The 14741-nt window shown below is 34.7% G+C and carries 13 protein-coding genes; 2 read left to right on the plus strand and 11 right to left on the minus strand.

Going from position 1 to position 14741, the window contains the following annotated elements:
• Window positions 1-86: 86 nt before the first annotated feature.
• Window positions 87-851 carry an SOS response-associated peptidase gene (locus BXY64_RS08535; protein ID WP_120239458.1) on the minus strand — a complete coding sequence of 255 codons (765 nt, stop codon included), beginning with the start codon at window positions 849-851 and terminating at the stop codon, window positions 87-89.
• 200 nt (window positions 852-1051) lie between these two features.
• On the opposite strand from BXY64_RS08535, the gene BXY64_RS08540 reads away from it, so the two are divergent.
• Window positions 1052-1864, plus strand: a complete 813-nt coding sequence (locus BXY64_RS08540; RefSeq protein WP_120239459.1) for an FKBP-type peptidyl-prolyl cis-trans isomerase — start codon at window positions 1052-1054, stop codon at window positions 1862-1864.
• A gap of 105 nt (window positions 1865-1969) precedes the next feature.
• On the opposite strand, the gene BXY64_RS08545 is transcribed toward BXY64_RS08540, so the two are convergent.
• On the minus strand, window positions 1970-2287 hold the full coding sequence (locus BXY64_RS08545) for a hypothetical protein (RefSeq protein WP_120239460.1): 318 nt from the start codon (window positions 2285-2287) through the stop codon (window positions 1970-1972).
• A gap of 174 nt (window positions 2288-2461) precedes the next feature.
• Here BXY64_RS08545 and BXY64_RS08550 point away from each other — a divergent pair, with 174 nt between their 5' ends.
• The gene (locus BXY64_RS08550; protein WP_170150618.1) at window positions 2462-4528 is read left to right on the plus strand and encodes an LruC domain-containing protein; all 2067 of its coding nucleotides are present in this window, start codon (window positions 2462-2464) and stop codon (window positions 4526-4528) included.
• 60 nt (window positions 4529-4588) lie between these two features.
• On the opposite strand, the gene BXY64_RS08555 is transcribed toward BXY64_RS08550, so the two are convergent.
• The 9 genes from BXY64_RS08555 to BXY64_RS08595 form a co-directional block, all read right to left on the minus strand.
• On the minus strand, window positions 4589-6088 hold the full coding sequence (locus BXY64_RS08555) for a dihydrolipoyl dehydrogenase family protein (protein ID WP_120239803.1): 1500 nt from the start codon (window positions 6086-6088) through the stop codon (window positions 4589-4591).
• 244 nt (window positions 6089-6332) lie between these two features.
• Entirely contained in the window at window positions 6333-6992 is a 660-nt protein-coding gene (locus BXY64_RS08560; protein ID WP_147375951.1) for a hypothetical protein, read from the minus strand.
• Between the two features lie 86 nt (window positions 6993-7078).
• Window positions 7079-7537 carry an aspartate carbamoyltransferase regulatory subunit gene (gene pyrI / locus BXY64_RS08565; RefSeq protein ID WP_120239463.1) on the minus strand — a complete coding sequence of 153 codons (459 nt, stop codon included), beginning with the start codon at window positions 7535-7537 and terminating at the stop codon, window positions 7079-7081.
• A gap of 33 nt (window positions 7538-7570) precedes the next feature.
• A complete protein-coding gene (gene pyrB, locus BXY64_RS08570; RefSeq protein ID WP_120239464.1) occupies window positions 7571-8476 on the minus strand; it encodes an aspartate carbamoyltransferase in 906 nt (301 codons plus the stop codon).
• A 390-nt stretch (window positions 8477-8866) separates the two neighbouring features.
• Window positions 8867-9478, minus strand: coding sequence for an IMPACT family protein (locus BXY64_RS08575; protein WP_120239465.1), 612 nt, complete (start codon window positions 9476-9478; stop codon window positions 8867-8869).
• Window positions 9479-9499: 21 nt separating this feature from the next.
• The gene (locus BXY64_RS08580; protein ID WP_120239466.1) at window positions 9500-10360 is read right to left on the minus strand and encodes an EamA/RhaT family transporter; all 861 of its coding nucleotides are present in this window, start codon (window positions 10358-10360) and stop codon (window positions 9500-9502) included.
• Between the two features lie 105 nt (window positions 10361-10465).
• A complete protein-coding gene (dnaA, locus tag BXY64_RS08585; protein WP_120239467.1) occupies window positions 10466-11896 on the minus strand; it encodes a chromosomal replication initiator protein DnaA in 1431 nt (476 codons plus the stop codon).
• A 391-nt stretch (window positions 11897-12287) separates the two neighbouring features.
• Window positions 12288-13514 carry an MlaD family protein gene (locus tag BXY64_RS08590; RefSeq protein ID WP_120239468.1) on the minus strand — a complete coding sequence of 409 codons (1227 nt, stop codon included), beginning with the start codon at window positions 13512-13514 and terminating at the stop codon, window positions 12288-12290.
• Window positions 13515-13578: 64 nt separating this feature from the next.
• The gene (locus BXY64_RS08595) at window positions 13579-14733 is read right to left on the minus strand and encodes an N-acetylmuramoyl-L-alanine amidase family protein (protein ID WP_120239469.1); all 1155 of its coding nucleotides are present in this window, start codon (window positions 14731-14733) and stop codon (window positions 13579-13581) included.
• Between the last annotated feature and the right edge of the window lie 8 nt (window positions 14734-14741).

Here is a 14741-nt window from a genome sequence, read left to right on the forward strand (position 1 = left end):
TTTGAAATTCAAAGTAAAAATATGTAATTTTTTTTATTCTCCAAAAATAAATTCAGATATGCACTAAATTTTGTAATTAGATGGATTCAAAAGAGCTTGTTAAAGTCTTTGTAATGAAATATTTCGCTTGCTTTTGGAGAATTCCCAATTGAGTGTTTTCCTCTCAAAGGACGAACAGTATGAGCAACTGAATTTATTTTCGAAGGCTTTATTAAGGATTTAATTCTATCCATATCATTTGATTTGGATAAAGCACTAATCCAATTATCCGCATTCTTATCGCAGAGTATTAAAGGCATTCTTGGTTCGTTAAGCTTAGGGTTGTTATGAATTTCTGCCATGAAGGAGTTGGCTTTCACCGTTACAATGGAAAAAGTTTTCAGAATTTCACCAGTTTGCTTGTTTGTCCAATTGTTCCAAAGTCCGGCAAGATTCATAGCTTCTCTATTTTCAATCTGGATGAAAAAGGGAAATTTTTTTCCATTCTTATGATGATGTTCATAGAAGCCATTAACGCAAATCAAACAACGATGATATTGAGCCGATTTTCGAAATGAAGGTTTCTCAAATATGCTTTCGCCCCTGGCATTAATGGTTTTTCTTCTTAAATCATTGGCTTGATTTTCATTCTTAACCCAATCTGGTATTAACCCCCAAGATGCTATCTTTGGTAAATCAGGAGTTTCGTTTGTATAAATGATCAAATTGGGGTGAGCAAATCCTGATACATGATGCCAGTTGGTAATATATGGTTCCAGTTCGGTCACCAATTCGCGAATGACTTCAGCTTGGTTTAGCCTGCGGGCTCTTTTTAATTGAGCCTCCAATTTTGCTTGTATATCATAACACATGCTTTGCTCATTTGATTCATTACAATTTAATGAATTTAAATAAGATTGGTCTGGTATTGGAAATAAATGGTGTTTGATATGTTTAATAATCGGATCTTAAAAAGCTTTTGGATGAAATTCCATAAGTTATTTTCATTCCACTACTTTATTATTTCTTACATTTGGAATTCTGATTACAGATACCAGATAATAACAAGACTATGAGAACGATTTATTCCATTTTATTTGCAGCACTGCTCATGATGAGTGCCTGTAACAATAAAAAATCAGCCAATAAAGAAATTGCTTTGGGCGATACCATTCAAACAAGCAGTGGTTTAAAGTATTTCTATCTTAAAAAAGGAGAGGGGCGAAAGGTTGAAACCGGATGTAAGGTAGGCGCTTATTTAAGCCTTCAGGTTGATGGCAAGGTGGTTTGGAATACCAATGAGTTGCCTGATTCATTATTTACCTATACAGCTGATTATTCTCGTTTGATTAAAGGTTTTACAGAAATTAGCATGCTGCTTCGCGAAGGTGATGAGGTGGTTGCGATTCTTCCAGATTCATTGGCATATGGATCCAAGGGAGCAGGAGATGTGATTCCTCCCAATGCCACTTTGGTTTATGATCAGTTTAAAGTGATAAAAGTAGACGCTCCTAAAAAGTTTCTGTCGGATTTATTGTATGCCGATATGAAAGAGAAATCGATTGAAGATGCCATTGCAACTTATCAAAGAGTAGTTGAAGGTGAGGAGGCAAAGCAATATCATACCGATAGCGAGCAGGTAAACAGAGTTTGGGAAATGCTTACCAAAGAGAATATGCACGAGAAGGCAGCCAATTATGCAGCAAAAATTGGTGAATTGGCCAAGGATGATCGATTAAAGTACAGGAATGTATTGTCTTTGGAGAGTATGGAAGAATACCTTACTGCCAAAGAGCAATTGGAAATTCTTTTGAAAAGTGATCCTGAAAATAAAATGATGCAGGAAAAAATGATTGAACTGTGTAAGAAACATAGCGATCAATAAGCAGAAAAAAGACATTTGTAGCGAGCTCAACCTTTTGGTTGGGCTTTTTTTTTGTTGTCTGGATTGCACAAGTTGTTTGTTTTGTTGCAATATATATTAGAGGCACTAAGCATGTCTTTCCAATTCCATATCACCAAACACTTTAGAGGAGACAAACAAATGGCTGTCTTCCGATTCTAAACTGAATTCACTGGTGAACAAGTTGCTTTGGAATTGTAAGGCGTGACAGTCTTCTTGCTGTTCTTTGCTCAGGTACAATTTTACGAATTTATGAGAGTCGGTTTTGCCGGCTTTTTTGCCTGATATGAATTTAATGTTTATGGATTGATCGGGTTCCGTCCAAAAGAACGAACACACCTCTTGCGATTCCACATTGCGCCATTCCCCATTGGTAATTAGTTTTATAAGTTCCACGTAGTTCATCTGATTGTTTTATTGATTATTGACCAATTATAAGTTACAAAAATCAGAGCATAAGGTCAATTCTCTATTTTGGAATCTATCATTTTTCCATAATGGTGCATTTTGTTCAAACAAATGTTTATTACTTACGTAAGTATGATTTTACGGATTAAAATTGACTATAAAATAATTGCTATGAAGAAATTTACTTGGAGCATTTTATTGTTCGTAATGTTTTTAGGATTGTTTTCCTGCACACCTTCACAGGAACCAGATAAGCCCCCGGTAGATCCTGTATCAGATAATACCTTATTAGGGCAATTGAATATTCCCGATCAATTTGATTTTAAAACTACAGGAGAGCTAAAGCTGGAGATAAACGATTCAGATGATGGAGCCTACTATTACATCTACTCATATGAGGATGTAATTGGTTGGCAAGAGATTGAATATACCGATGATGAGGGGAATACGGTTATCGATGAAGTGCCTGTAGCCGATCATTATAATACCATTGAATTAGGAGTAGTTCGTATTGTGGGTGGTAACGCAAATGTCTCATTATCCGTTCCAACCAATGTGAAGAAATTACTGCTAAAAAAGTATTACAAAGGTGCATTTGCCAGTGCCTATACAAGTGATATTACCGAAGAACGTCCTTTAAGTTTGGCCTTTAATGGAAGTAATTTGAAAACCAAGTCCAGACCAAAAATCACAACAAAAAATGCTGGATTGGCAAGTGATATTCTTTGGTGTGTAAATGGTAGTGGACAGCTTTTTACGGTGAATCCGGAAGACATGACGACAGTTCGTAAGCGTGATTTGGCTGAAGGTACGTGGACTGTAGCTATGGATTTTCACAATCATCAGTTTTATACCATCGGACGTGGTAAACCTTACAAGTTGTATCGTTACGATGTAGATGTTGAGAATGATTATGCAGTGTCGGAACCAACCATTATCAATAGCAATTTGGGTTTTGGTGGTCCTCGTTTGGAATATGCCAATGACGAAGGCTTTTTGTATTTTTCTAATAAAGACTACATTTATAAATTAAATCCTACTGATGGAAGTGTATTGGAAACATTTAATATTGATGATGGATTGAACAATACAGGAGGAGGAGATATTGCAAAAGGAAAAGATGGAAACTGGTACATGTCGACCTTTGGTGGTTTATATGCTTTAACTTTTAACGAGGGCTCGAACGAAGTGAATGCAGTTCGAAAAAGTGCGGATAACTTGCCTTTTACACCAACTTCTTTATGTATCGATACGAAACAAACTCCGGATATTTGGGTTGCTGATAATTTTACACCTTCAAGTTTGTATGTAATGGATACGCAAACAGGAGGGTATGATACCCGTGATCCGGATAATGAATTGGCAATTAATGACCTTACAAAAACACCTTTGGAATACGAGAATGTTGGAGATTCTGACAATGATGGTTGTCCTGATGACATCGATGAGTTTCCCAATGACCCTGAGGTGTGTCTAAAAACGGTTACGCCAACAAAATATGGATGGGGAAGTCTTGCTTTTGAAGATTTGTGGCCATATAAAGGAGATTATGATTTTAATGATTTGGTGGTAAATTACAGGTATACCATGATGATTAATCTGGATAACAAAGCAGTTCGAATGGAGGCTAAATTATGGGTGAAGCATGTTAAGGGAGCTTCGTTTAATAATGGCTTTGGTATTCAGTTCGATAATTTGTTGCCAGGTCAGATTGAAAGTGTTACCGGTACAGATATCAGATCAGATTACATAGACATACAAGCCAATGGTTTGGAGGCAAATCAGGAAAAAGCTGTTGTTATTGCATTTGATCAGTCGCAGAACTATAGAAATGAAACCAGTGAACCTGATCCAGATTATAATGAGCTAACGATTAATATACGATTCACAGAACCTTTGGATTTGGATGAAATTGGAACAAGTCCTTTTAACCCTTTCCTGATTGTGAATGGAAATAGAACAAAAGAAATTCATTTGTCAAATCATAGTAGAACTTCATTGGGAGAGCCCTATTCCAGTCAAAGTGTAACCAACCTGGATTCAGATGGAGATTATAGATCACCCAAAGGATTGCCTTGGGCCATTGCAATTGCTCACGAATTTAAATACACAAAAGAGAAGGTAGAGATTATCGAAGGCTATAATCATTTTGCCAAATGGGCCGAGAGTGGTGGAGAATTATACCCTGATTGGTATAAGGATAATGCAGGATACAGAAATACGGATAAAATTGAATAATGATTATTAGATTATAAATGCAAACACCCCAAATACAATCAGCTATTTGGGGTGTTGTTTTTATGCTTCTTTTACCTTCTCGGGTTTCCAACTGTTCAATTTAATTAAATCCGGAAATGCTTTGGGTTTGTATATCGATTTTTCTTCGAAAACCCTTAAACATTCTTGTACTCCTTCACTAATACTTGGGTGAGGATGAACATTTTGTCGGATGTCTTTTAAGGTTCCTTTTTGAGTGATTTGGTAGGCTATGGAAGTAATTAATGTAGAGGCTTGCGGACCAGCTGCTCTCATTCCTAAAATTCGATCATTGCCATCGTCGCTAACAATAATTTTAATAAAACCATCAATCGCACGCATTGCAACTGCACGGTTTACCAAGGAATTCGAGTAAGTAGCCACCTTATATGGGATTCCTCTTTTCTGACAAGCTTTCTCGTTTAATCCAACTGCAGCAACCTCTGGCTTAAAGAACATTAGCGTAGACATGTTCGAATAGTCTAGAGGATACTCCAGATTTCCATACAAAGCTTCTACAATATATCTTCCTTGTAGCTCTCCAACTGAATAAAGCTGTGCGTGACCTGAAACATCACCGGCAGCAAAAACATTACATGCCTTAAAGTCGTCGGTTGCACAAACCTCGTTGATATTCAAATAACCACGCTCGGTTCTTTCAATACCAACATTTTCAAGACCGATATTATCCAGGTTTGGAATTCTACCAATGGCTACCAGCGCAACGTCCACTTCAATTACTTTTGAATGTCCATCCTGGTAATCAAGCACGACTTCCAGAAAATCTGGTCGTTTTCTAATGCATCTTAAATTGGCTGTATGGTGTATAATTACACCATTATTTTCAAGATTTTTCGACACAAAGCTACTTAAATCATCATCTTCGTATGGAATTACCTTGTGCTGTCTATCCAATAAGTGTACTTCGGTTTGATTGTAGTTGGAGAATATGGTAGCAAATTCACAACCAATAATCCCCGAACCTAAAATGATCATTCGTTCAGGAAACTCTTTCAGATTCATAATGCCTTCCGAATCGATAATTCTTTCCTGATCAATATCTACGTCAGGCATTGGGCGAGGTCTCGATCCGGTTGCAATAATAAAGTTATCGCCATGAACAAGCTCTGTATTCTTTTCAGATTTAACTTCTATGGTATGCGAGTCAATAAATTTTCCCCAACCATGTTTTAAAGTGATGTTTCCAAACTTTTCAGTTGGGTCTGCATAGGTTTCAATCTGCGAAAGCATTTGCAATTGCTTTTGTTTTGCAGCTTGCATAATGGTTTTTTGTACCTGCTTGTAATCAACATTCAATCCCGATGCCCGGTACCCCCTCATTACTGATGAGGCAATGGAATAGTCTCTGGAAAGTTCCCACATTGCTTTTGAGGTAAGAGCTCCGTTCATAATTCCAGCTCCACCAAGATGTTGTGCCTCGATAAGACAAACCGATTTGCCAAAATCAATTGCACGCATTGCTGCCGAGAAGCCTGCAGGACCACTTCCCAATACAACAAGGTCGTATTTTTCTATACTCATAAAATGCTGTTGTTTATTGTTTTTGCTGATAATATTTTGTTTGAAATCAAACCATACATAGGAAAAACTCAGCGATTTTGTATGCACCTATGCATTTAAAGCATTAAGATAGAAAGAAAAATTCAACTTCAGTAACTAATGATATGTTTTGCAGATAAAAAAGTCTTTTTTTATGAAATGAACTTGCTGTATACAAAAAGAGACGTATGAATTTACGTCTCTGTATTCTAGTACATCAGCTTTATTAATAAACCAATTCTCCTTTTTTCAATTCCTCATAGGTGAATTTATACAGTATTTTATGAAGTAGAAAGGCTTCGTTTAAGTTTTCATTGGTAAATTCCTGATCGTGTTCAATCATATTTGCCAACTCCAAAAGAAACTCATCATCACGTAGGTTTGGATAATCCTGTTCAATAAGGTAAATGTCTGAAAATTGCATAAATGGTAATCTACTCAGAACGGCTTTTCTTTGCTCGTTGTAGGTATCTAAATCAGTCGCTTTATTGTCTGAGAAATAGAAATTTTGTAAACTCTCTACGAAGAAATCATCGAAGCTTTTCATGATGATGATTCGATCCTTTCTTAAGCGAAAAAGTTCACATTTATCACTTTCTGGCTGTAAGCTTTCTTCTTTTTCAATTGCTTTGCTGATATACAGATATGCAAGATGAGCCAATCCAATATTTTCGTCTTCATCATCAATCATATCCCAATGAATCATCATAATAATTGCTTTACCCAATTGGGATACATAAGAGTCTTCCCATAGTAGAAAAGGATTATTTTTAATGGTGGAATAAATATCGCGCAAAGCTGATTTAGAAGCTTTAATTTTTCCATTTTGTCCATTCTCTATTGCAGCAGAAACCAACTCTTTTAACTCTTCTGTATTTTGTGTCATGATCAATTTATAATTTGCAGCAAAGGTAGAAAAATAAAAAAAGCCCACTAGGGGCTTTTTTAACTAACAAGAAAATCACAATGCAATTAAATGATTTCAATATGTTTGTGATCAGTAATTTTTTCGCAATAGTGGCACTTTAAAGTAATAGGAGTTTTTTCAATTACCTTAAATCTGGTTGTTACAGCCTCTACATTTGTAATACACTTTGGATTCATACATTTTGCAATGCCAATCACTTTGTCAGGCGACTCAACAATTTTCTTTTCAACTACCTGGTAGTTCTTGATGATGTTTAGTTTTGCATGAGGAGCAATCAATGAGATTTTATTGATTTCGTCATCTTCGAAGAATTTTTCAGCAATTTTGATGATGGCTTTTTTACCCAATATTTTACTTTCAAGATTGTTCCCGAAGGTTACAGAATTATCACAATTGTCTAGTCCAAGTATATTAATTACCTGAAAAAGATATTCTGCTGGAATGTGGTCAATTACAGTTCCATTTTCGATCGCGCTTACTTGTAATTCTTTTTTTGCGTTCATATTTTGATGTTCTTTTTAGCGTGAAAAATGTGATTATAAATCAAGAGCTTTTGCAATAATTGCCTGGCGTGCATAAACACCATTAAGAGCTTGTTGGAAATAGTATGCTTTAGGATTTTCATCTACATCAACAGCAATTTCGTTTACTCTTGGAAGTGGATGAAGAATTCTCAGGTTATCTCTGGTATTCTCAAGCATATCATTCTTTAGAATGTACACATTCTTCACTTTCTCATACTCCAACGGATCGGCAAAGCGCTCACGCTGAACACGAGTCATGTACAAGATATCAGCATCATTAATGATGTCGTTGAACTCGGTGTGTTCATGATATTTAATGTTGTTCTTGTTCATGAAAATCTTGTACGCCAAAGGAATTTCCAATTCTTTTGGAGCAATAAAGTGGAAGGTTGGGTTAAAATGCGACATCGCCATTAGCAAGGAGTGAACGGTACGTCCGTATTTTAAATCTCCTACCATAAAGATGTTAAGGTTTTCCAGAGTTCCTTGTGTTTTGTAAATTGAGTAAAGGTCAAGCATGGTTTGGGTAGGATGCTGATTGGCTCCATCACCTGCATTGATTACCGGAACATCGGATACTTCGGAAGCGTAGCGAGCTGACCCTTCAATTGGATGGCGCATAACCACCAAGTCGCAATAATTACTTACCATTTTGGTGGTATCTTTCAAAGTTTCACCCTTGGTAACACTTGACGAAGAGGAATCGGTAAATCCTACAATTTTACCACCCATTCTGCTAATAGCAGTTTCAAAACTTAGTCGAGTACGAGTAGATGGCTCGAAAAAAAGCGAAGCAACAACTTTACCTTCCAATAGGTTGCAGTTTGGATTTTTTTCGAATTCGGCTGCTCTGGCCAATACTTCCAGGATTTCTTCTTTTGTGTAGTCGTCGATCGATACTAAACTTTTGTTATCCATTGATTAAAAATTAAAAGTGTATATAAAATGCTTGTTTATTATTCTGCACAAAAAAAAACCAACAATTACCGAAATTAATGGTAATGTTGGTTTTTTTGAAAAATATTTTTGAAGGGGATTACCCAAATAACAATCAAGAAAAAACGCCTTGTTATTGCGTTTACATCGAAATAAATAATGGAAAATGTGAGCGAAGAAGTAATGAAACTTACTTCTTTCTGATATAAATGCGGCTCTAGATTGAATAATTATGTACTCCATTCTAGATTACAAATATAGGTATAATTTATTCGAGAAATCAAATGAAAACTTGATTAATTATTAACAAATTTTTAATCTTGGCATTATATTGATTATTAAAAATAGTCTATTGGATTGAGAGATAACAAGCTAGGCAGTACGAATATATTCTACTTTTACGCTGGTAATTTTTTCAAATTTTTGAATTAATCTTTCCACTTCACTTTGGCGAATGCTTAGTGTAATTTTGCAAGTTAAGTTAAAATCCTGCCCAAGTTGTTCTGGTTGCTCATCCTTTATGATTTTCATGATATCATTCATTACCAGGTAATCGAAATGTATGTCATAAATATCATTTACTGTTTTGTCTAAAATTTCAGCATTTGAAATGGCATCGGCTGCTGCAGTTTTGTAGGCATGAATTAGTCCACTGGCTCCAAGTTTCGTTCCACCAAAATAACGTACCACCACAATAAGAATGTTGGTAAGATCATTGGATAGAATTTGCCCTAAAATGGGTTTTCCTGCGGTTGAAGAAGGCTCTCCATCGTCGTTGGCACGGAAGTTTTTCTTATCTGCGCCAAGCATGTATGCATAGCAGTGATGACGAGCATCGTAATACTCTTTTTTTAGTTTGGCAATGTGTTCTTTGATTTCTTCTTCGGTGCTAACCGGATAAGCATAGGTTATAAATTTACTGCCTTTTTCTTTGTATAAGCCTTCGCATTGTTGGCTAATGGTTTTATAAGTATCGTTACTCATCAATTCAATAAAACTTGTTTTTTAATTTGTAAGGATAAAAATAGCAATAATTGCGAGTACTATTCCCAAAAGGTTTATTTTGTTTAGTTTTTCTCTGAAAATACCTATTCCTATTAAAACGGAAACTGCAACAATTCCAATATTGATGATGCTAAAGACAACGGAACTATCGAAGCCTGATTTGTTCAATGAGGCGATTAAAAAGTGCAGAGAACCAAAGTTAACCAATCCCAGGAGAAGACCTCCAATTAATACTTTTGCTCGAAATAGTTCTTTGAAATTTTGCTTTTTAATGATCAAAACAACAAAACCTGAAATGGCCGCAATAGCGAAGAGTAGGGTAGAGAATATTTCCTGTCCACCAGATGTAAGGTATTCTTCCTGTGCATATTTTACAAGAGAGTCAACAGTTCCTGCAACAAAGAACAGTAGTATTGGCAGCCACAAATATTTGCGCTGGGTGGCATCAGTTTGATCTTTATAAATACTTAAAAGTACAGCACTTATGGCCAAAACAAATCCGATAATTTTTTGTGTAGAAATTGCTTCCTGATAAAATACAATGGAAAAAATCATTGGCAATACAAAAGACATTTTACTAGCTAGTGTTGTAATGGAAATTCCTGCTTTTTGAGTTGATCTCCCAATTATAAAAAAGGCAGCAATAAAAGCAGTTCCAATTATAAACGAAATGTTAAACCATGGCTGGTGAACAATTTGTGTGAAAGTAATATTTGAATCACTTAAAAGAAATCCACAAACAGATGCTGTGATGTAGTTAATTATAATGGCAAGCAGAATATCTACTTTATATTTTTCCAGATATTTAAAGCAAACAAAAATTCCGGCAGAGGATAGTATGGCAAAAAGTAAGTATAGCATTGGTTAGAATTTTGGCGAAAAATAAGGAATGAAACCCAAAAAGAAAAGCAGATCCAAAATGAATCTGCTTCTCAGGGTAGCAATATAGTATAGTTAGTAATTGAACTACATTTTTAATTTTTTGTCAATTTCATCAATTTGAGTTTTGAATCCTCTATCGGTATCCATTAAGTTGTTAACTGTTTTACAAGCATGTAATACTGTTGCGTGATCTTTGTTACCAATTTGCGATCCAATTGACGCCAAAGATGCTTTTGTTAAAGTTTTGGAAAAATACATGGCAATTTGTCTGGCCTGTACAATTTCTCTTTTTCTTGTTTTTGCCTGAAGAACATCAATAGGCAATGAAAAATGGTCACAAACAACTTTTTGAATGTAATCAATAGAAAGCTCACGTTTTGTATTTTTAACCAATTTGTCAATAATACTTGTTGCCAGCTCAAGATTCAATTCTTTTTTATTCAATGTAGATTGAGCCAATAAGGAAATTAATGCTCCTTCCAACTCTCTTACATTATTGGTAACATTACTTGCAATGTATTCAATAACATCCATGTCAAGAACAATACCATCTTTGTATGCTTTTTGCTGAAGAATTCTAACCCTTGTATCATAGTCAGGATTTTGAAGATCAGCTGATAAACCCCATTTAAATCGCGATAATAAACGGTTCTCCATACCTTTCAGTTCTATCGGAGCCTTATCAGAGGTAAGAATTAACTGCTTACCTGATTGGTGCAAGTGATTGAAGATATGGAAGAATGTATTCTGTGTTTTTTCTTTACCTGCCAATTCTTGAATGTCATCAATAATTAGGACATCAATCATTTGATAGAAGTGAAGAAAATCATTCTTGTTGTTATTGCGAATAGCCTCAGTAAACTGCGTTTGGAATTTATTGGCACTTACATAAAGTACGGTCTTATCCTGATACAATTCTTTGGTTTTAAGACCAATTGCCTGAGCCAAGTGAGTTTTTCCTAAACCAGAATCTCCATATAAAACCAATGGGTTAAAAGCAGTTCCCCCAGGGTTTTCAGCAACAGCCACACCTGCTGATCTAGCCAATCTGTTACAATCACCTTCAATAAAGTTGGTGAATGAATAATCAGGATTTAACTGAGAATCGATATGTAATTTTTTGATTCCAGGAATTACAAACGGATTTCGAATGGTTTGTTCTTCCTTATCTGTTGGCATATTAACCGGGCGATTTTTTGTATTCGCAGGATTATTGCCAGGAACAACAACTGAAATAGGCTTAGCATTAGCAATGTGATTATTCTCCATTACTACATTGTATTCCAATTTTGCACCATTACCAATTTCTTTTCGTAATGTTTTTCTAAGAATATCAATGTATTGCTCTTCCAAATACTCATAAAAGAAATGACTTGGCACTTGTAAAGTCAAGACTTGATTCTCCAAGTTCAAAGGTACGATTGGTTCGAACCATGTTTTGAAGCTAATTGGAGGAACATTGTCTTTTATTACAGCCAAACAATTATTCCAGACCTGGAAGTGATTATTATTCATTTCTATTTCAGTGTTTTAAAAAATTAGGGTGTGTCAATTTTTGCATATGCAAGATTGTGAAAAAAAAAAAGAAAAAAAAATTATTTTTCTATTGATTTTTTAAAAAGAATGTCTAACCTACTATAAATCGACGATACAGAAATGAAAAAAAATCCAAATTTATTAAGTGTCAGAAAAACAGCGAGTTGTGAAAAATAATTTTTTAAAAGCCTGACTTTTAGCAGGTTTCTATATCATACTTTTAAGTCTTAAAAGCTTGTTTAGAATTAAACAATAATAAAACATAAGACGATGGCTGTTAAAAAGAATTTAACAGATCCTTATTACACCAACAAAATCAATGGGTTAATAGCTTCTAGCTTAACCATAATGGGAATGGTTAAGTGAATAGCTAATCCTCGGGTGTTATTTTAATAATAAAGGCATCCGGGAAATCTGCTTTAATTCTTTTAAGTTTTCTAATAATTTCTTTATAGTTCTGAGTGTCTTCTAATGTGTATTTATACAGTCCATTATAATATACTTCTTCAATTTTTTTGTGGCCCTTAAAAATTGGGTCATTAAGATCAACTTGGGATTTGGATGAAAGAATTTGAACTCTATAATGGGTTTGTTTCTCCTTGTCTAACTTCTTTTTGGTTTTATTAGAATTCATATATACTGTTTTCCCTGTATCGAATAAGGAGAAGTGCATGTACTTTTTAGGGTTGTTTTTTAAGTCGATTAACAAATTGGTCAAGCTATTCGAAGCAGCCTCCAAATTCATGTATAAGGTGTCATTGTTAATCAACATTCCCATCGATCCTTGACCAGAATTGATTTTCTCTAATATTTCGTTGGATTGTTTTAGAGTTAGCTTCGCGTTGTTAATGGTTTCTGCAATTTCTACTGCTTTTAACGAATCACTAATTGATGAGAAGTTGGTTAGGATATTTGAGATGTTCTTATTGTTCTCTTTTAAATTTGTTGTTATGGAATCAACATTTGATATGATATTTTCCATATGAGTTTTCTGTCCTGTAACTATAGTATCTAAAGTTCCAGATGTGTTTTCAAGTTTCTGAAAAGTTTGCTCTATACTACTAAAGCTTCGTGTAAGGTTCTCACGAGTATCTTTATTAAATATGTATTGTATAACTGAGAGAACAGAGTCTACACTAGACATTAGGTTTTCTGCTTTTCTTTTTAAAGGAAGCATTTGCATACTTACTTGTTCTTTTAAGTCACCTTCCATACTTCCCAATAGAGTATCACCAGTGCTTAAAGTTAATTTTGAATTGCCAGGGTGTAATTGTATCTCTTTTGTTCCCATGATGTCCGAGCTTACAATTCGTGCTTCGGTATCTTTAGGCAATTGAAATTCGTCTGAAATAGAAAATTCAACAATTAGGTTATCTGCCTTCGAACTAAATTGAATAGATTTAATCTGTCCGATTTTATATCCTCTTAAAGTAACAGGGCTTGATTTTTTTAGTCCATCAACTCTTTCGTATTTGGCACAAAAACTTTGTTCAGATGATAGCATGTTAAATCCTTTTAAGAAATTGATGCCCCAAATTAAAATTGCAATGGCACCTATAACAACTAAGCCAATTATTGAATCTTTTGAAATTTTCATACAAGCTGTATTATATAATAGATATTGTACGTAGGAAAAAACGGTTTGTTTAATGTAAAACTAATCATGTTTTTTGAAGTTCCTTCGCTTTTGAAAGAGAAATTCGTTTACCCTTGAAGAAAGCTACTACAAAACAGTCTTTTATTTTTTTGCGTACAGTCTTTTGTAAGTTTACTATTTCTGAATAATTCGATGTTGAACCTATGGTGTATTTATAAGTTCCATTTATTTTTCGTTCTCTTATGTTTTTTAAATTTTTAAAAGCTCTAGAGTTTAAAGGAATTTGTTTAATGGATGATTTTAATTGAATACAATACTCAACTTGTTCCGCAGCGATTACCAATTGATTAATTTCATTTTCAATTTTTTTCTCATTTTCCTTTTGCTTATGTAGAACTACGCTGGTTTGTTCTACTTTATCTTTGTAAGCTCTAAACGCTCTGAAAATAGCACTGGCTAAATAATCTTGTCCTTTTTTAGTTTTTAGGAACTTTTCTTCTGTTGGATTTGATATGAAGCCTACTTCAACCAAAATAGAAGGCATGCTTACTTGCTTTAGTACCCAAAAACCAGCTTCTCTAACACCTCTGGAGTGACGACCCACTCTGTTTTTAAATTGATGTTCGGTTAGTTCGGCCATGCTAATACTTTTATCACGATTTACACCTTGCATCAAATTAAAAATAATGTATGATGCCGGATTGTTTGGATCGAAACCTTCATATTTGGTAGACCAATCGTCTTCGTATTGCATAACAGCGTTCTCTTTCATCGCTACTTCAAGGTTCTCTTTTGTTTTGTGCAATCCTAGCGTGTAGGTTTCTGTTCCCCTAATCCTGGAATTGTTATTTGCATTGGCATGAATGGAAATAAACAGATCTGCTTTGTGCTTGTTTGCAATCTCCGATCTTTTATTTAAAGGAATAAATACATCCGTCTTTCTGGTATATACTACATTCACATTCGGAAAATATTTCTTTATATATCCACCAAGTTTTAACGAGATATTTAAAACAATATCTTTTTCACGAGATGTTTTTCCCAGTGCTCCAGGGTCTTTTCCACCATGTCCTGCATCAATCACTACTGTTTTAATATGGTAAGATTGGTCTTGGGCATACAATCTATTACCAAAACTAAATGATGTTAGCAATAGAATTAATGCAAGGGATGTTCTTGTAAATAATCGCTTTATAATTTTACGAGAGTTAATGTTCATTAGACAAA

Origin of the sequence: Marinifilum flexuosum (genome assembly GCF_003610555.1) — a bacterium.
Taxonomy (GTDB): domain Bacteria; phylum Bacteroidota; class Bacteroidia; order Bacteroidales; family Marinifilaceae; genus Marinifilum; species Marinifilum flexuosum.